The organism is Rudaeicoccus suwonensis (assembly GCF_007829035.1).
GTDB lineage: Bacteria > Actinomycetota > Actinomycetes > Actinomycetales > Dermatophilaceae > Rudaeicoccus > Rudaeicoccus suwonensis.
Genome location: NZ_VIVQ01000006.1, coordinates 74,907 through 92,474, shown reverse-complemented (window position 1 = coordinate 92,474; position 17,568 = coordinate 74,907). Strand labels below are relative to the sequence as shown.

The window sequence follows — 17,568 nt, the reverse complement described above, 5'->3', positions numbered from 1 at the left end:
ACCTCACTAAATCGTGAAGTGCAGCGGACAGACTCTTCACCGTGGACTACTCCGCCGCTGCACCGCCGGACGTCCTGACCACCGCGCCGATCCCGTGGCCGGCAGTGACGAAGGCCAGCTACGACATACAACTCAGACGCTTACCACTGCAGCAATTGCACTGAAAGAAAGGGCAGGTGATGCCTATGACGGCCACCCCCACCATGCTCGGAAATCCGGGAGCTCGCGGAATGCGCGGCGGTCCACCGCCCGGCGCCCGCGGCCCCAAGAAGAAGGACCCTGCAGATCTCGAACAGTTGCGCGAACACCCGGTGACCTTCCGCCGGATCGCTGGGCTGTTCCGCCCGCACCGCCGTCCCCTCGCGATCGTCATCGCGATTATCGTGGTGAGTTCGGCGGTCGGCCTCATCACACCGTTCCTGACGCGCGACCTGATCAACATCGCAATCCCGGAGCGCAATGTGGCGCTCCTGCTCGAACTCGTCGGCGGCATGCTGGCGGTCACGGTCGTCACGCAGTCGCTCGGTGTGGTGCAGACCTGGCTGTCGACCGGCATCGGCCAGCGGGTCATGCACGGCCTGCGCACCGATCTGTTCGCCCACCTGCAACGTATGCCGCTGGCGTTCTTCACGCGCACCCGCGGCGGTGAGCTGCAGAGCCGGCTGACCAATGACGTCAACGCGATGCAGACCGTCGTCACCGACTCGGCCACCTCGATCGCCACCAATGTGACAACCGCGGTCGGCACCGCGATCGCCATGGCCGTGCTGTCCTGGCGGTTGTCGCTGCTCAGCCTGATCATCCTGCCGCCGGCGATCATCCTGACCCGCCGCGTGGCCCGGCTGCGCCGCACGATCCAGGCCCGCGCCCAGCGTGCGCTCGCGGACATGCAGACCCAGATCGAGGAGTCGCTGTCGATCTCCGGTGTCGTGCTCGCCAAGACTGTGAACTCGGGCCCGGCGTTGGCCACGCGCTTCCACGAATCCTCCACTGAACTCACCGAACTCGAGGTGCAGTCGCAACTGGCCGGCCGTTGGCGGATGGGCGCGATGGCGATCGTCTTCGCCGCGATTCCCGCCCTGATCTACTTGGCCGCCGGACTGCCCGCCACCAGCGGCGGTATGTCGATCGGCACTCTCGTCGCCTTCACCACCTTGCAGGCGGCGCTCTTCCGGCCGGTGCTCGGCGTGCTCAACATCGGCGCCGAGATCGTGAGCTCGATGGCATTGTTCAGCAGGGTCTTCGAATACCTCGACATGCCCGTTGACATCGACGATCCGACCGACCCGGTCGTTGTCGACCCGGCGACTGCTCGCGGTGAGGTGCGTCTCAACGGCGTCAGCTTCAACTACCCCGGCAGCGACCGTGCCGCGCTCAGCGACATACAACTCGAGCTGCCCGCCGGCTGGCAGGTGGCTCTGGTCGGGGCGACCGGCTCCGGCAAGTCGACCCTCGCCAGCCTGGTCTCGCGCCTCAACGACCCGACCGAAGGATCGGTGCGTATCGACGGGGTCGACCTGCGCGACATGACGCTCGCGAATGTCGGCTCCCTCGTCGGCGTCGTCTCGCAGGAGACCTACCTTTTGCACACGACGATCCGCGAAAACCTCCGCTACGCCCGGCCCGACGCGACAGACGAGCAGATCGAGGCGGCGGCTCGCGCCGCCCAGGTGCACGACCTCATCGTCGGGTTGCCCGACGGGTACGACACTCTCGTCGGCGCTCGCGGCTACCGGTTCTCCGGTGGCGAGAAGCAGCGAATCGCGTTGGCGCGCACCATTCTTCGCGATCCGGCGGTGCTGGTGCTCGACGAGGCCACCAGCGCCCTGGACAACACGACCGAACGGGCCGTGCAGCTCGCGCTCGACGAGGTGAGTCGCGGCCGCACCACGCTGACGATTGCGCACCGCCTGTCGACAGTGCGCAACGCAGACCTGATCGTCGTGCTCGACCGCGGCCGCATCGTCGAGCGCGGCACGCATGAGCAACTGCTCGAGCGCGACGGACGGTATGCCGAACTCGTCCACGCCCAGGAGCGCGTCAGCGCATAGCGTTCGGAGCCCAGCCACCTGATCGCGCACGTCAGCACGTTCGATCGTCATGTCGCTCCCTCTGCGCTGCCCCGCATGGTGGGGCAGCGCACAGCGTCGCCGTTCCGACTCGCGCGGGGCGCGCCACGCCTCCCAGCATCGTGATTCCGAGACATTGCGGACCACCGGAAAGCGCTGGCGGAGCGGCGCTGCGCATTACAGTTGCCGCGACATACCCACACGCAGAGTCTTCGCTGACGAACCTCATGCGCCAGGGGTCATTGATGCCGCACACGAGGCGGCCAGGAGGCAGGGGGATCACGATGCCGGCACGACGCGGACTCGCACTCACAATCATTGGGGCAGTGCTTGCGGTGATCATCGCGCCGTCGATCTTCGGCGTCACGATCATTTTCGGCGTCAAGAGCACCGTCGACACCTTCAACAAGGCGCCTGTGGTTGCTGCCGGATCGACCTTCGATGCGACCACGACCGGCACCTATGTGCTGATGGTCCAGTCGGACGCCAACGGTGACGTCACGAATGGCCGGAACGGGTGCATGGTGACCGGACCGGACGGATCGCAGATTCCCGTCACCGATTTCTCGAATTCGGCGACGTCGTCGCAGAACGGCGAGACTTACACCGCCACCCAAGAATTCGACGCGACCGCGGCGGGCAACTACACGATCGACTGCGGTTCGCCGACGAAGGTGCTGAGCAAGTCGGCGGTGGACGGGCTGATCAAGAGCGTGGTGCTGCGGATCTTCCTCGCCTTCGGCGGGTCGGCCGTTGTCGGCATCCTGGGCATCGTGCTGCTGATCGTCGGCATCGTGAAGCTTGTGCGCTCCGGCCGCGAGCGTCGCAACGCACAGTTCTACGGGCAGGGTGGCCCCGGCGGCCCGTACTCCGGTCCGTATGGCGGTGGCCCCTACAACGGCGGCCCCGGATCGTATGGCGGACCGACCCCGCCGCAGGGCGGCTATGGAGGATGACGGCCGACTCTCGTGACGCCGCGGCCGACCTGGGCGATGCCGACCCTCACAAGTCCCAGGTCGTCGGTTTCGACCTCGACATGACGCTGGTGGATTCCAGTCGCGGCATCATCGACTGCATGCAGCGGGCGTTGTCCGCACGTGGCGTCCACGCGAGCGAGGACCAGTTGTGGCCGCTCATGGGGGCGCCGCTGCTGGACAACCTGGCGTTCTTCCTGCCGGCCGATCAGGTCGAAGCCGCCGCGGCGGACTACCGCGCGGCATACCTGATCCATGCCGTCGAGGTGACGACCGCGATGCCGGGAGCGGCCGAACTCGTCCACGGCATACAGGATTTCGGCGGTGTCGTGATGGTCGTCAGCGCCAAGAATCCGGTCGCTGTGCAGGCGGTGCTGGATCACGTCGACATCCACCCTGACGTGGTCGTCGGTGACTTGTTCGCGCACGACAAGGCTGGTCCGCTGCGCCGGCACGAGGCCGACGTCTATGTGGGCGACCACGTCGGCGACATGTATGCCGCTGCGGCTGCGGGCGCCTTCGCGATCGGCGTCACCACCGGCCCGCACGACGAGCAGACGCTGCGAACCGCAGGTGCAGACCTGGTGATCCCGGCGCTGAGCGACCTGCTGGAACGGTTGCCTGATCTGCGCACGGCGCCGCCGTCCAGCGTGCGGTAACTGATTCGAATTGGTCGGCCCGACGCGTTAACCTTTCGAGGTTGCACACACCATCCGCGCGACGAGTCACGCAGCAGCGCCGTCGGCAGTCGGCGCCCCGGTGGTGGTGCCCCACAGTTGTTCTTCATCCCAGCGAGCGAGTAGGTGGCGCGTGCCTTCCGGCAAGGTCAAGTTCTTCGATTCCGACAAGGGTTTCGGTTTCGTCTCCGGCGACGACGGCCAGGATGTCTTCCTGCCCTCCAGTGCCCTCCCGTCCGGCACGACCGCGGTCAAGAGCGGCACACGTGTCGAATACTCCGTGGCCGAAGGCCGTCGTGGCGCTCAGGCGCTCAGCGTGACGCTGCTGGATGCCGCGCCGTCGCTCGCGGCTCGTCACCGCAAGCCCGCCGACGACATGGCGGTCATCGTCGAAGACGTGATCAAGCTGCTCGACGACCTTGGCAACGGCCTGCGACGCGGCCGCTATCCCGACAAGGGGCACGCGAACAAGGTGGTGGCGGTGCTGCGCGCTGTCGCCGACGATCTCGAGGTGTGAGCGCAATGGCGAAGGCGGACAAGCCCAAGGTCGAGCGGTTCAAGGCCGACAAGGTGCTGCTCGGTGCAGTCGACGTGGCCCGCGAGGCGGCGATCGGCATCGCCGAGCCCGGCGCGGTCGGCGCCCACGTCGGCGCGGTCATGCTGGGCGAGCGCCTCGCCATGCACTACTTCGAATGCACCAGCCGGGGTTACGTCGGTTGGCACTGGGCGATCTCGGTGGCGCGGGCCCCGCGTGGCAAGGTCGCCACGGTCTGCGAGACCAACCTGCTGCCGACCGACGCTGCAGTGCTCGCACCGGAGTGGCTGCCGTATGCCGAGCGTCTCGCCCCGGGCGACATCGGTGCCGGTGACGAGCGGCCGTACATCGCGGACGACCCCAACCTCGAGCCCGGCTTCGAAGCCACCGGCGACGAGGACGTCGACCAGATGGCCTTCTTCGAGCTCGGCCTCGGCCGGTCGCGCGTGCTGTCGGCGGAGGGCCGCGCCGCAGCGGCTCAGCGGTGGTATGACGGCGCGAATGGTCCGCGGGGCGAGATTGCCGAACAGGCCAGCGACCACTGCGCGTCGTGCGGCTACCTCGTGCCGATGCCCGGCGCGCTGCGACAGGTCTTCGGTGTGTGCGCCAACGAGTGGTCGGCATCCGACGGCAGTGTCGTGTCGCTGGACCACGGCTGCGGTTCGCACAGCGAGACCGACCTTGTGCTGCCCTCGGTGGAGCCCACCGACAGCCCGCGCCTCGACGAATTCGCGGTCGACGTCAGCAGCTGACGTCCGAGGCCGCATTGACCTGGCAGTAGGGGTCGTTATCCGAATCGGATAACGACCCCTACTGCCAGGTCAACCTATTGCGGCGGTCGCGTGCACGCACCACGGGCGGTCGCGCGGACGGCCGGCTGCGGCATACAGCACGGTCGGCGACGTGGATGAGCTACGAGGGTTTGCCGACCACGGTCGGGGTCTCGCGCCACTTGCGCTCGAACGGCAGCCGCCAGGCGTGCGGTGCGATCAGCTGGTGGATCTGGTTCGGGCCCCACGACGCGGGGGAGTACGGCCGCACCGGCGGCGGGTTGTCCAGCAGCGGCTGGCTGATCTCCCAGAGGCGCTCGATGCCCTCCGCCGTCGTGAACAACGTGTGGTCGCCGCGGACGGCGTCATAGATCAGGCGCTCGTAGGCCTCGAGCACCGAGCCCGCCCAGTCGGTGTCCTGCAGCGCGAACTGCATCGACAACTTCTCGGCGCGGAATCCCGGGCCCGGCCGCTTGCCGTAGAACGACAGCGACATCCGTCCCGCCTCGGCAAGGTCGAACGTGAGGTGGTCCGGGCCGTGCTGGCCGACGCCGGAGCCCTGGGGGAACATCGACTTGGGCGGTTCCTTGAACGCGATCGAGATGATGCGCTGGCCCTCGGCCAGCTTCTTGCCGGTCCGCAGATAGAACGGCACACCGGCCCAACGCCAGTTGTCGATGCGGCATTTGAGCGCGATGAAGGTCTCGGTCTCCGATTCGTCGCCGACGCCGGGCTCGTCGCGATAGCCCTGGTACTGCCCGCGCACGACGTCGCTCGGCTCGATGATCTGCATCGACCGGAAGACCTTGTTCTTCTCCTCGGTGATCGCTGCGGGCTCAAGAGACGTCGGTGGCTCCATCGCGGTGAACGCCAGGACCTGGAACAGATGCGTGACCACCATGTCGCGGTAAGCCCCGGTGCCCTCGTAGAAACCGGCGCGCCCCTCGAGGCCCAGTGATTCGGGCACGTCGATCTGCACGTGCTCGATGAAGTTGCGATGCCAGATCGGCTCGAACAGGCCGTTGGCGAAGCGGAACGCCAGGATGTTCAGCGCCGCCTCCTTGCCGAGGAAGTGGTCGATGCGGAAGATCTGCTCCTCGTCGAAGACCTTGTGCAACTCGGCATTGAGGCGCACCGCGGACCGCAGGTCGGTGCCGAACGGCTTCTCCATGATCACCCGGCTGCCCGTCACGAGATCGGCGGCTTCGAGGGTGGCGATGACGTCGAGGGCCGCTTTGGGCGGAACGCTGAGATAGTGCAGCCGTTGACTGGGTGTCTCGAGGCTGGACTCTGCTTCTGCGACAACGTTTTCAGCGCCGCGGGACCGGCGGACCCGGGTGCGTAGTGCAGCCGGCCGGCGAAGTTCTCCCACACCCGCGGTGGCACGTCGTGGGTGGAGAACTCGTCGATCGCCTTGCGGGTGAAATCGACGAACTCCGCGGTGGTCATCTCCTCCAGCGAGGTGCCGACGATCCGCAGGTCACCCAGCAGGCGGGTGTCGAACAGGTGGAACAGTCCCGGCAGCAGCTTGCGACGGGCCAGGTCGCCTGCCGCTCCGAAGAGCACGATGGTCGTGGAGGTCGCCTTGTCCATGCCCCAACCTTGGCGTGCCCGACCGCATTTGGGAAGCAGGGTCCAGCCGAGGTATGCCGCAGCCGGTGGGCCGAGTCCTCAGGCGGCGGAACGCAATCGGATGTCGGCGCAGGCTTCGCACGTCTCGGGCGGTATGACGCCCAGGCGCATCAGTTGCGCGAACGCGAAGCAGCCGGCGCAGAAGCCGACGACGGATTCGAGCAGCGCGAAGACCGTCAGAATCGCGATCAGCACGAAGGCCAGGGTTGTCCAGCCGAACGCAAGTGCAGCGATGGCCGCGACGGTGGAGAAAACCGCACCGATGGTCTGCGCGAACCGCTTCGGTGGACCTGGGACGAGCTTCGGCGCACCCAACCGTGGGCCGACCACTCGCATGGCCAGCGCGCCGAGCGGGCTCAGTTTGGGACCGGTCAGAGCGCGGGCGATGAATCCGTACGCCAGCGGAACGAGCAGCCACCACCATCCGGTTGCGAGGGTCAGGATCGCGGTCGCGGCAACGACAGCCGCGACCGTGCGGGCGGCCTTCTCGTTGACCGGATTGGGGAAGCTGATGAGATCGCGCACCCACCAAGTATAAGTGAATGTTGTGATGGCCAGAATCTAATGTATTGGATGGTGGTCACCGTCGACGGCGGCCGGACACGCCCATCGATCAGGCGGCGCTCGCGTTGCCCCGGCCGCGACGGACGTAGGCGTATCCCATGAGTCCGAGCACGAGTCCGGCAACGCAGCACCAGGGCCACCAGTGGTGATCGCCACGGTGCAGGCTCGGGACGGCCAGCACAACCACGAGCGCCACCACCCAGATCACGATGCCGATCTGCTGGACGCGCAGCACGTCGACGTGCACGGGCGAGGGCATCGTGCCGGACTGCTCTGCGGGCTCGACATGCTCAGCGTTGCTCACATCGCAAGGGTAGAGCCAGGGATCGCAGACTGCCGAGCGAGCAGTCTGCGAAGGGGGCCTCGGCCCGGGGGATCACCCGGACACTCCATCCCGACCGGTCCGACTCCAGCAGTTGCACTCAGACGGCTGTTCTGAGGGTGGCTGTGCGGTGCCCCGTTATGTGCGGCAGTGCAGAGCGAGCGCGGGGTGGCCGCCGAGAGCGGCCGCCGAAACAGTGGGCGGGCTCGGCTCCGGCTCAGCGCTGGCTCAGGTCGTCGGCATCGACGATGCGGTAGGCGTAGCCCTGCTCGGCCAGGAAGCGTTGCCGGTGCGCGGCGAACTCGGCGTCGACGGTGTCGCGGGTGACCACGGTGTAGAAGTGCGCCGTTCGACCGTCGCCCTTGGGTCGCAGCACTCGGCCCAGCCGTTGTGCCTCCTCCTGCCGCGAGCCAAAGGTGCCCGACACCTGGATCGCGACACTCGCCTCGGGCAGGTCGATCGAGAAGTTCGCCACCTTGCTCACGACCAGCGTGCTGATCTCGCCGTCACGGAATTGCTGGAAAAGCTTCTGCCGTATGGCGACTCGCGTCTCGCCGGTGATCAGATCCGCATTCAGCCGATCGGCCAGCCCCTCGAGCTGGTCGAGGTACTGTCCGATCACGAGGGTGGGTTCACCGGTGTGCCGCGCGACCAGTTGTTCGACGACGCCGTCCTTGACTGCGGCGCACGAGGCGAAGCGGTAGCGGTCCTCGGCCTCGGCGGTGGCATACGCCATACGGTCGGTGTCGCTGAGGGTGACACGCACCTCGACGCAGTCGGCAGGCGCGATGTAGCCCTGCGATTCGATGTCCTTCCAGGGCGCGTCGAAACGCTTGGGGCCGATCAGCGAGAAGACGTCCGACTCGCGGCCGTCCTCGCGGACCAGCGTCGCAGTCAGGCCCAGCCGGCGGCGTGCCTGCAGGTCCGCGGTCATCCGGAAGATCGGCGCCGGCAACAGGTGCACTTCGTCATACAGCACGAGTCCCCAGTCGCGTGCGTCGAGCAGTTCGAGGTGCGGGAAGACGCCTTTGCGCTTGTGCGTGAGCACCTGGTAGGTCGCGATGGTGACCGGCCGGATCTCCTTGCGGGCGCCGCTGTATTCGCCGATCTCGTCCTCGGTCAGGGTGGTGCGGGCGAGCAACTCGTCGCGCCACTGCCGTGCCGACACGGTGTTGGTGACCAGGATCAGCGTCGTGGCCTTCGCCTGTGCCATCGCCGCGGCGCCGACGAGCGTCTTACCGGCGCCGCAAGGCAGCACCACGACTCCCGAACCGCCGTGCCAGAAACCGTCGACCGCCTGCTGCTGGTACGGGCGCAGCGACCAGCCGTCTTCGCGTAGGTCGATGGGGTGCGCCTCGCCGTCGACATAACCGGCGTCGTCCTCGGCCGGCCAGCCGATCTTGATCAGCTGCTGCTTGATGGCGCCCCGCTCGGACGGATGCACCAGCACCGACTGTTCGTCAACACGGTCGCCGATCATCGGTGCGATCTTCTTGTGCCGCAACACCTCGGTAAGCACGGCCTGGTCGGTCGAGGCCAGAATCAGCCGGCCGTCGTCGTCCTTGGTCAGGCTCAGCCGGCCGTAGCGGTCCATCGTCTCGGCCACGTCGATCAGCAGCGCGTTCGGCACCGGGTAGCGGCTGTAGCGGATCAGCGCATCGACGACCTGCTCGGCGTCATGCCCCGCTGCGCGCGCGTTCCACAGGCCGAGCGGGGTCACCCGGTAGGTGTGAATGTGTTCGGGGGCGCGTTCGAGTTCAGCGAACGGCGCGATCGCCCGGCGGGCCTCACCGGCCAGGGGGTGGTCGACCTCCAGCAGCACGGTCTTGTCGCTCTGGACGATCAGCGGTCCGTCGGTCACGTGGTTCCCTCTCGCATCGGCACCAGCAGGGTAACGACGCACACTGCCGAAACCTTCCTGAAGCGCACGTATGCCGGATGGCGGTCGCGGGGGAGCGGCCGTCCGAAAGTGACCGGTTGTGGTGGTCCGCAGCCGGCTCCTTCACCGGCGCGACCGGTGCGGCGCGATGTGGCCTGCGTCATACCGCCACGCCGGGCGGTGCGACGATGGCGGTATGCAGTTGCCACAGCGTGCGTCGATGGACTCGCTACCCCCGCGCATCACGATCTACGAGGTCGGCCCGCGCGACGGACTCCAGAACGAGAAGTCGGTGGTGCCGACCGAGGTCAAGGCGGAGTTCATCCGGCGGCTGGCCGCGGCCGGGCTCGACACGATCGAGACGACCTCCTTCGTGCCGCCGTCCTGGATCCCGCAACTCGCCGATGCGTCCGCTCTGTTGGCCGAACTCGGCGACGAGGGCCGCGGGCCGAAGCGACCGGTGCTGGTGCCCAACGAGCGCGGTCTCGACAACGCTCTCGCCGCAGGCGTCGGCGCGGTGGCGATCTTCGGCTCGGCGACCGAGACCTTCGCCCGCAAGAACCTCAACCGTTCGGTCGAGGAGTCGGTCCGGATGTTCGCGCCGGTCGTCGCGCGTGCCCGGGAGGCCGGCCTGTGGGTGCGCGCCTATCTGTCGATGTGCTTCGGCGACCCGTGGGAGGGCCCGGTGCCGATCGAGCAGGTCGTCGACGTCGCGGCCAGGTTGATGGACCTCGGCTGCGACCAGCTCAGCATCGGCGACACGATCGGTGTCGGCACGCCTGGGCACGTCATACAGCTGCTGGATGCGTTGGCAGCACAGGGAATCGGGCCGGAGCGCACCGGCGTGCACTTCCACGACACCTACGGTCAGGCGCTGGCGAACACGCTCACTGCCGTCGGGCAGGGTGTGACCGTCGTCGACGCTGCCACCGGCGGTCTGGGCGGATGCCCTTACGCCAAGTCGGCCACGGGCAATCTCGCCACCGAGGACCTGGTGTGGATGTGCCGTGGTCTCGGCATCGAGACCGGCGTCGATCTCGATGAGTTGGTGCAGACCTCGACCTGGATGGCGCAACAGCTGCACCGTCCCTCGCCCTCACGAGTCGTGCGTGCTCTGGGCGGCGCGAGCGACTGACCGATCGACGGACAGCACAACCCCGCGCGGCGCAGCGTCGTCACGCGAACGTCAGCAACGACAAGGAGCAACCATGAAGTCCGGTGTCACCCTCGAAAATTTCGACCGGTCCGTGCGACCGCAGGACGACCTGTTCGGTTTCGTCAACGGGACCTGGGTCAAGAACACCGAGATGCCTTCGGACAGAGGACGTTTCGGTTCCTTCGACAAGCTGCGTGAGTCCGCCGAGGCGGCGGTGCACGAGCTGATCGAGCAGGCTGCGGCGACCTCCGCGCCGGAGGGTTCCCCGAAGCGCCAGGTGGGCGATCTGTTCGCTTCGTTCATGGATACCGAGCGCATCGAGCAGCTGGGTGCCGGCGCGCTCGCGGACGACCTGGCGCTGATCGACGGCATCGCGTCAGCGCCCGATCTGCTGCGGGTGTCCGGTCAGCTCACCAGGCGCGGCGTCGACGGCTTCGTCGACTTCTATTCGGTTGCAGACGCCAAGGATTCGGCTCACAACATCCTCTACGTCATGCAGGCCGGCATCGGCCTGCCGGACGAGTCGTACTACCGCGAGGACGACCACGCCGAGCTGCGCGCGAAGTATGTCGAGCACATGACCCGCCTGCTCGGCCTCGCCGGCGTCGACGGTGGTCAGGCGGAGACCGTCATGGCGCTGGAGACCCGGCTGGCTGCCGCGCACTGGGACAGGGTCGCCTGCCGCGACGCGGTCAAGACCTACAACAAGCTCTCACGTGCGCAGTTGGAAGAACTCTCGCCCGGTGTCGACTGGGATGCCTGGCTGGACGGCGTCGGTGGAGAGGCTCGGATCCTTGAGCCGGCAAACATTGAACAGCCTTCGTATCTCACAGGATTCGCTGAGGCATTGCGCGATGAACCGATCTCGGCGTGGAAATCGTGGCTGACCTGGCGACTGGTCTCGGAGCGTGCACAGTTCCTGCATGAGGCGATGGTGGACGAGCGTTTCGACTTCGCCGGCCGGACGCTGTCCGGCATACCGGAGAACAAGGAGCGGTGGAAGCGTGGCGTCGGCCTCGTCGAGCGGCTCATCGGCGACGCGGCCGGTCAGCTGTATGTCGAGCAGCACTTCCCGCCGCACGCCAAGGCTCGGATGGAGCAGCTGGTCGCCAACCTGGTCGAGGCCTACCGGCGCGACTTCGAGACACTGGAGTGGATGGGCGAGGAGACCCGTGCGAAGGCGCTGGAGAAGCTGGCCGCGTTCACACCGAAGATCGGCTACCCGAAGCAGTGGAAGGACTACTCCTCCATCGCGATTCGCGCCGATGACCTGATCGGCAACATCGCCGCCGCGACCGCCTGGGAGGTCGACCGCATGCTGTCGCGCGTGGGCGACCCGATCGATGTCGACGAGTGGTTCATGACCCCGCAGACGGTGAACGCCTACTACATGCCGGTGATGAACGAGATCGTGTTTCCGGCAGCGATCCTGCAGCCGCCGTTCTTCGACGTGGACGCCGAGGACGCCGTCAACTACGGCGGCATCGGCGGCGTGATCGGACACGAGATCGGCCACGGTTTCGACGACCAGGGCTCGCGCTACGACGGCGACGGCAACCTGACCGACTGGTGGACCGAACAGGACCGCACTGCCTTCGATGCGTTGGCGCAGAAGCTGATTGCGCAGTTCGATCAGCTCGAGCCGCGCGATGCGCCGGGCAACAAGGTCAACGGTGCCCTGACCATCGGTGAGAACATCGGCGATCTAGGCGGGCTGACCATCGGCTACAAGGCCTTCCAGATCGCGCAGGAGCAGACGCCGTCGCCGGAGCTCGACGGCTTCACCGGCAACCAGCGGTTCTTCATCGGCTGGGCGCAGGTCTGGTGCGGCAAGGCGCGCGAGGCTGAGGCAAAGCGGCTGCTGACCATCGACCCGCACTCGCCGACCGACGCCCGCGCCAATGTCGCGCGCAACCTGCGCGAGTTCGCCGAGGCCTTCGAGGTGAGCGAAAACGACGGGATGTATCTCGCGGAGACCGACCAGGTGCGCATCTTCTGATGCCGCGACCGCCCGCCTGAGGTCGCATCCTCAGGCGGGCACCACTCCCGAGATCCGGTGGATCACGAACGTGCGGGTCTGCTGGCTGTCGCCGATCGACCCGATCGCGCGGCCTCCCTCGACCCGGTTGGGCCGGAACAACGCTCGTCGTGGTTCACCGTCGGAGTCGACATATCCGATCCACACGGGTAGTCCTTCGCCGACCGCGTCCTGCAACAGATTCATCGTCTCGGTCGGGTCGGTTTCGGGGATGCGGGGGCCCTCGCGCTCGGATGCCGTTGCGGCAGCTCGTGATTCGTTGACGCGCAGGCGGGCGACCAGAGCCGCCGCGACGCCTTCGTCGACGCGAGCGAGCTGTATGCCGGGGCTCGGTCGCAGGTTGGGCGCTCGTGGATGCTCACGGCCCGCGTGCACGATGTGACCGTCCGGCCCCTCGACGACAGGTGAGTAACCGTGCTGGCGGATCATCTCCAGCACCGTGCCGGGATGCGCCGGTGACACGACGACGGTGGGCGCGATCTTGTGCAGTTGCAACGGCGAAAGGCTGCGGTCGGCGACAAGGGCATCCAGCGCACCGGTGTCGTCGTTCCGCAGGTAACACCCGGCGGCGCCGATGCGTGTCTGGCCGTGCCGGCGCGCGACATCCGCGATGAGGTATTCCAGCGGTTGCGGCAGCGGGGTGCGGCTCGCGCGCGACAGCGATTCGAGGAGTTGGGCTGCAGGCAGTCCGGTGTCGAGCACCTGCCGGATGCTGGTCTCGGTGAAGCGGTACACCGTTGCCCCGCCTCGGGATTCGACAACCGCGGCCAACTGCATGAGGCGGCGCAGGTCCTCGGTCAGCGGACCGGGAGCGACGGCGGTCAGATCAGCCTGCACCAGCACGTGATCAATCGGCTCCGGCAAGGTGGCCGCCATTGCCGCGGCAGCGTCGGAACCGTCGGCGATCGCCCTGCCCGGTGCTGACAAGGTGCCGCGTCCGGTGATGCCGAGCCAGGCAGCCTCCCGCAGCACCTCCGCCGCGTGCGTCGGCACTCCTTCCTGTAGGCGCATCGGGCGACGCCAGCGCAGCGCGGAATCGACGTATTCGATGTCGGCAGAGGCGAATTCGGGCGCGTCATACAGGACGCTGAGGATGTCGTGGCGGCGTTGCCGCATGAAGGGCCAGGCGACGTCGTCGCTGAGCACGTTGATGACTCCGCGTTCGCCGGGTGCACCCGCGCGGGATGGCGCACGCGTTGTGTCCCGCCACGCGACTGCCAGCGTCTGCCAGCGTTCGGCGGGGTCGGCGGCCGCCCATTCGTCGTAGGCGCGTGTCGGCAACCACGTGGCTTCGAAGTCGTCGCTCGGGCCGACCAGGCCTGCGGCATACGCGATCTCGAGCACGAAGGCCGCCAGTTCGAGGTCTGCGTCAAGGGCGGTTGCGACCGCTCGGTGGTCGCGCACGCTGAGTCCGCCGGATCGCAGCAGGCGTGGGCTGTTGTGCTCCCACAGGTGCGCCAGTTCTTCGACGCGCCACAGGAGTTCGAGCACCTCGGCGGCCGCGGCGGAGTTGACGTCGTCCGCCGACCAACGCGCTGCCGGCGCCGTCGGCGCCGTGAGCCCGTCCTGATAGAGCCGGCCGCCACGCAGCACGAGCCCGACCTCGCGGGGAACGATGAATCCGCCGTCGATAGCAACTGCCAGTCCGGCGGCGATGATCTCGTCGCCGACGGCACGGGTGGCGGCACCGTCGAGGGTGGCCCGTGGATAGACCCACAGCAGTCGGTCCACGGCTGTGCGGGCCGGTTGCGAGAGCCGGCCGTAGGCATCTGCGGCGTCGGCGGAGCGGTCGGGTGCCCCGAGCGACGCGGCTGTCGGGCCGAGCCGTGCCGGTTGGGCCAGCAGATCGGAGATGCCGCGCGAGGGGCGAAGGCCATCGGGACTGCGCCACAACAGGGCGGCGGCCCACAGTGACGTCAGTAGTGGCTTCACTGCGCGAGCCGATGCGCCGAGCGCGGCTGCAGCGCCGTCGGCGCCGACGACGACCACCGCCTCAAGAACGCGCAATTCGTCAGCGCGCAGCGACTCCAGGGCACGACGGGTGCTCGAGACGGTCGCGGCGCGGCTCGCCAGGGCGCCCAGGTCTGCGGGAGCGGGGCGCACGAGATCGGGCCGGGCGCGTAGGAGGTCCGCCAACTGCGCGTCGCTGCGCGCACGGATGTCGTCAGCGAGACTGCGAGCATGGGCCACCGGCCAAGGGTAGTCCGCGCAGGCTCTGCACTGCCCCAGGATGTGGGGCACCGCAGAGCTCGTCGGGACCTGCGTGCTCTGCGGTGTGGTCCGGCGGATCCCGGATTCGGGGTCGGCCCGCAGAGCACTTCACTAGGGTGGACGTGTCGCCGGTCACCAAGGAGATTCGATGTCCACAACCAACCTGCCGTCATACGCCAGTGGAGTGTCCGAGAAGCCGCTGCTCGGGGACACCATCGCCGGAAATCTCCGCCGCACCGCTGAGTTGTATGCCGATCGTGACGCCCTCGTGGATGTGCCCAGTGGTCGCCGATGGACCTATCGAGAGTTCGACGCCGCGGTCGACGAGGTCGCGCGCGGGCTGCTCGCCGGCGGTGTCGGCAAGGGCGACCGCATCGGCATCTGGTCGCCGAACTGTCCGGAGTGGACGATCCTGCAATATGCCACCGCACGCGTCGGAGCGGTCTTGGTGTGCGTGAATCCGGCATACCGCTCGCACGAGCTGGAATTCGTGGTCAAGCAGTCCGGTATGCGCATGCTGGTGAGCGCGACCACGCACAAGACCTCGGACTACCGGTCGATGGTCGAGGCCGTCCGGCCCGCCTGTCGCGATCTCACCGATGTGGTCTACATCAACGACGCCAGCTGGGACGAGCTCGTGCACGGCGGGCGCTCGGTCGCGGCGGAACAGCTCGCGCAACGTGAAGCCCAGTTGTCCAGTGACGACCCGATCAACATTCAATACACCTCTGGCACGACGGGATTCCCCAAAGGTGCCACGCTCTCGCACCACAACATCCTCAACAACGGTTACTTCGTCGGCGAGCTCGTGCGGTACACCGAGCACGACCGGATCTGCCTGCCGGTGCCCTTCTACCACTGCTTCGGCATGGTCATGGGCAATCTCGCGGCGACCTCGCACGGAGCCTGCATGGTCATCCCGGCACCGTCGTTCGAGGCAGCTGCGACGCTGAAAGCCGTTGCGGTCGAACGTTGTACGTCGCTGTATGGAGTCCCGACGATGTTCATCGCGGAACTCGCTCTGCTGGGCTCCGCAAGCGGTGATGCGACATACGACCTCAGCACGTTGCGCACCGGCATCATGGCCGGATCGCCGTGCCCGGTCGAGGTGATGAAACGCGTGATCGCCGAGATGAACATGAGCGAGGTCGCGATCAGCTACGGCATGACCGAGACGTCACCGGTGTCACTGATGACCCGTCACGACGACGACCTCGCCCGGCGTACCGAGACTGTCGGTCGCGTGATGCCACATCTCGAGGTCAAGGTCATCGACCCGGTGACCGGTCTCACCGCTGAACGCGGAGCGACGGGCGAGTTGTGCACCCGGGGTTACAGCGTGATGCTCGGCTACTGGGAGCAGCCCGAAAAGACCGCAGAGGCAATCGATTCCGCGCGCTGGATGCATACCGGTGACCTGGCCACGATGGACGACGACGGTTATGTCGCGGTCGTCGGAAGGATCAAGGACCTGGTGATTCGTGGTGGTGAGAATGTCTACCCGCGCGAGATCGAGGAGTTTCTCTACACCCATCCGGCGATCGCGGATGTGCAGGTCGTCGGGGTGCCGGACCAGAAGTTCGGCGAAGAACTCATGGCGTGGATCATCATGCGTTCGGGTCAGCCTGCTCTTGATGCCGACGCGGTGCGGGAGTTCTGCCAGGGTCGCCTCGCGCACTACAAGATCCCGCGCTACGTGCACGTGACCGACGCCTTTCCGATGACGGTGACCGGCAAGATCCGCAAGGTCGAGATGCGGGAGCAAGCAAAGGAGATCCTCGGAAGTGCCTGACAGCACAGCACTTTCGCCAAGCGGCGAGCAATGGACGATCACGTATGCCGACCAGTCGGTGACTGTCGTGCAGATCGGCGGTGGCCTGCGCACGTATGACGTCGCCGGTCGTCCCGTCATCCACGGGTACCCCGAGGATGCCAAAGCTGATGCCGGCCGAGGCCAGCTGCTGGTCCCGTGGCCAAACCGCATCGCCGATGGTGTCTACGAATTCGACGGCAAACGCCAACAGTTGCCGCTGACGGAGCCGGCCAAGCACAACGCCTCGCACGGCCTTGTCCGCTGGGAGTCCTGGCAACTGGTCCAGCGCGACAAGAGTTCGCTGCGGGTCGCCTTCCGGCTCATGCCGCAACCCGGCTGGGACGGCATCCTCGACCTCGACGTCACGTATGCGCTGGACGACGGCGGTTTGACCGTCACACCGTCAGCTGTCAATCGCGGTTCCCGCCCGGTTCCATTCGGATTCGGTGCTCATCCGTATCTCACCACCGGCGAGCAGTCCGTCGACGAACTCACGCTGCACGTGCCCGCGGCCTCCCGACTGGTGCTGGACGACCGGCTGCTGCCGACCGGTCATGCGGACGTGGCGGGCACCGACGCCGACTTCCGTCAACCGCACCCGGTTGACGGTGTGGTGCTCGATCAGCCGTACACCGACCTGCTCGCCGACGACGACGGCAAGTGGCGTATTCGCTTGGCGCACAACGGCATCAGCGCCACCCTCTGGGCCGAGGCGGCGACCTTCCCGTATGCGCAGGTGTTCACCGCGGACACCCTGCCCGAGCAGCAGCGTCGCCGCTCGGGCGTCGCGGTCGAACCGATGACATGTCCGGCTGGTGCGTTCGCGACAGGCGAGGGTCTCATCGTGCTCGAGCCAGAGGAGCGTTGGCAGGGCAGTTGGGGCATCTCGCCTGAGTGATGTTCGTCGACTCCGGCCCAGGGCACTGAC

Annotated in this window: 14 protein-coding genes and 1 pseudogene; 10 read left to right on the top strand and 5 right to left on the bottom strand. The window is 67.2% G+C overall.

The window, feature by feature from the left end:
* Window positions 1-41 precede the first annotated feature (41 nt).
* From BKA23_RS18165 to BKA23_RS17310, 6 genes are all read left to right on the top strand, one after another.
* Window positions 42-164, top strand: a complete 123-nt coding sequence (locus BKA23_RS18165) for a hypothetical protein (RefSeq protein WP_281287581.1) — start codon at window positions 42-44, stop codon at window positions 162-164.
* 21 nt (window positions 165-185) lie between these two features.
* A complete protein-coding gene (locus BKA23_RS17330; RefSeq protein ID WP_425473787.1) occupies window positions 186-2,051 on the top strand; it encodes an ABC transporter ATP-binding protein in 1,866 nt (621 codons plus the stop codon).
* A gap of 344 nt (window positions 2,052-2,395) precedes the next feature.
* The gene (locus tag BKA23_RS17325) at window positions 2,396-3,025 is read left to right on the top strand and encodes a hypothetical protein (protein ID WP_145230841.1); all 630 of its coding nucleotides are present in this window, start codon (window positions 2,396-2,398) and stop codon (window positions 3,023-3,025) included.
* Window positions 3,022-3,702, top strand: a complete 681-nt coding sequence (locus BKA23_RS17320) for an HAD family hydrolase (protein ID WP_145230839.1) — start codon at window positions 3,022-3,024, stop codon at window positions 3,700-3,702. The genes BKA23_RS17325 and BKA23_RS17320 overlap by 4 nt, the downstream gene beginning before the upstream one ends.
* 151 nt (window positions 3,703-3,853) lie before the next feature.
* Window positions 3,854-4,237 carry a cold-shock protein gene (locus tag BKA23_RS17315; protein WP_145230837.1) on the top strand — a complete coding sequence of 128 codons (384 nt, stop codon included), beginning with the start codon at window positions 3,854-3,856 and terminating at the stop codon, window positions 4,235-4,237.
* Window positions 4,238-4,242: 5 nt separating this feature from the next.
* A complete protein-coding gene (locus tag BKA23_RS17310) occupies window positions 4,243-5,007 on the top strand; it encodes a DUF3027 domain-containing protein (RefSeq protein WP_145230835.1) in 765 nt (254 codons plus the stop codon).
* A gap of 160 nt (window positions 5,008-5,167) precedes the next feature.
* Here the strand turns inward: BKA23_RS17310 and zwf are convergent.
* The 4 genes and pseudogenes from zwf to BKA23_RS17290 all read right to left on the bottom strand — a co-directional run bounded on the left by zwf (window position 5,168) and on the right by BKA23_RS17290 (window position 9,404).
* Window positions 5,168-6,618, bottom strand: a pseudogene (gene zwf, locus BKA23_RS17305) (glucose-6-phosphate dehydrogenase).
* Window positions 6,619-6,696: 78 nt separating this feature from the next.
* Complete coding sequence (locus tag BKA23_RS17300) at window positions 6,697-7,182, bottom strand: DUF4395 domain-containing protein (protein WP_145230833.1); 486 nt, start codon at window positions 7,180-7,182, stop codon at window positions 6,697-6,699.
* Window positions 7,183-7,270: 88 nt separating this feature from the next.
* Window positions 7,271-7,525: a DUF2530 domain-containing protein gene (locus BKA23_RS17295; protein WP_246104723.1), complete on the bottom strand. Its 255-nt coding sequence runs from the start codon at window positions 7,523-7,525 to the stop codon at window positions 7,271-7,273.
* Window positions 7,526-7,760: 235 nt separating this feature from the next.
* Entirely contained in the window at window positions 7,761-9,404 is a 1,644-nt protein-coding gene (locus BKA23_RS17290; protein WP_145230831.1) for a DNA repair helicase XPB, read from the bottom strand.
* Between the two features lie 214 nt (window positions 9,405-9,618).
* On the opposite strand from BKA23_RS17290, the gene BKA23_RS17285 reads away from it, so the two are divergent.
* A complete protein-coding gene (locus BKA23_RS17285; RefSeq protein WP_145230829.1) occupies window positions 9,619-10,557 on the top strand; it encodes a hydroxymethylglutaryl-CoA lyase in 939 nt (312 codons plus the stop codon).
* 73 nt (window positions 10,558-10,630) lie between these two features.
* On the top strand, window positions 10,631-12,577 hold the full coding sequence (locus tag BKA23_RS17280; RefSeq protein WP_145230827.1) for a M13 family metallopeptidase: 1,947 nt from the start codon (window positions 10,631-10,633) through the stop codon (window positions 12,575-12,577).
* 30 nt (window positions 12,578-12,607) lie between these two features.
* Here the strand turns inward: BKA23_RS17280 and BKA23_RS17275 are convergent, their stop codons facing one another.
* Entirely contained in the window at window positions 12,608-14,806 is a 2,199-nt protein-coding gene (locus BKA23_RS17275; RefSeq protein WP_145230825.1) for a helicase-associated domain-containing protein, read from the bottom strand.
* 169 nt (window positions 14,807-14,975) lie between these two features.
* On the opposite strand from BKA23_RS17275, the gene BKA23_RS17270 reads away from it, so the two are divergent.
* Both BKA23_RS17270 and BKA23_RS17265 read left to right on the top strand, forming a co-directional pair.
* On the top strand, window positions 14,976-16,619 hold the full coding sequence (locus tag BKA23_RS17270) for an AMP-binding protein (protein ID WP_145230823.1): 1,644 nt from the start codon (window positions 14,976-14,978) through the stop codon (window positions 16,617-16,619).
* The gene (locus tag BKA23_RS17265; RefSeq protein WP_145230821.1) at window positions 16,612-17,538 is read left to right on the top strand and encodes an aldose 1-epimerase family protein; all 927 of its coding nucleotides are present in this window, start codon (window positions 16,612-16,614) and stop codon (window positions 17,536-17,538) included. Before BKA23_RS17270 ends, BKA23_RS17265 begins: the two co-directional genes overlap by 8 nt.
* Window positions 17,539-17,568: the final 30 nt, after the last annotated feature.

Bases quoted from the DNA above. Each gene is read 5' to 3' on its own strand.
- BKA23_RS17270 (WP_145230823.1), top strand. From the start codon at position 14,976: ATGTCCACAACCAACCTGCCGTCATACGCCAGTGGAGTGTCCGAGAAG.
- BKA23_RS17330 (WP_425473787.1), top strand. From the start codon at position 186: ATGACGGCCACCCCCACCATGCTCGGAAATCCGGGAGCTCGCGGAATG.
- BKA23_RS17280 (WP_145230827.1), top strand. From the start codon at position 10,631: ATGAAGTCCGGTGTCACCCTCGAAAATTTCGACCGGTCCGTGCGACCG.
- BKA23_RS17320 (WP_145230839.1), top strand. From the start codon at position 3,022: ATGACGGCCGACTCTCGTGACGCCGCGGCCGACCTGGGCGATGCCGAC.
- BKA23_RS17310 (WP_145230835.1), top strand. From the start codon at position 4,243: ATGGCGAAGGCGGACAAGCCCAAGGTCGAGCGGTTCAAGGCCGACAAG.
- BKA23_RS17285 (WP_145230829.1), top strand. From the start codon at position 9,619: ATGCAGTTGCCACAGCGTGCGTCGATGGACTCGCTACCCCCGCGCATC.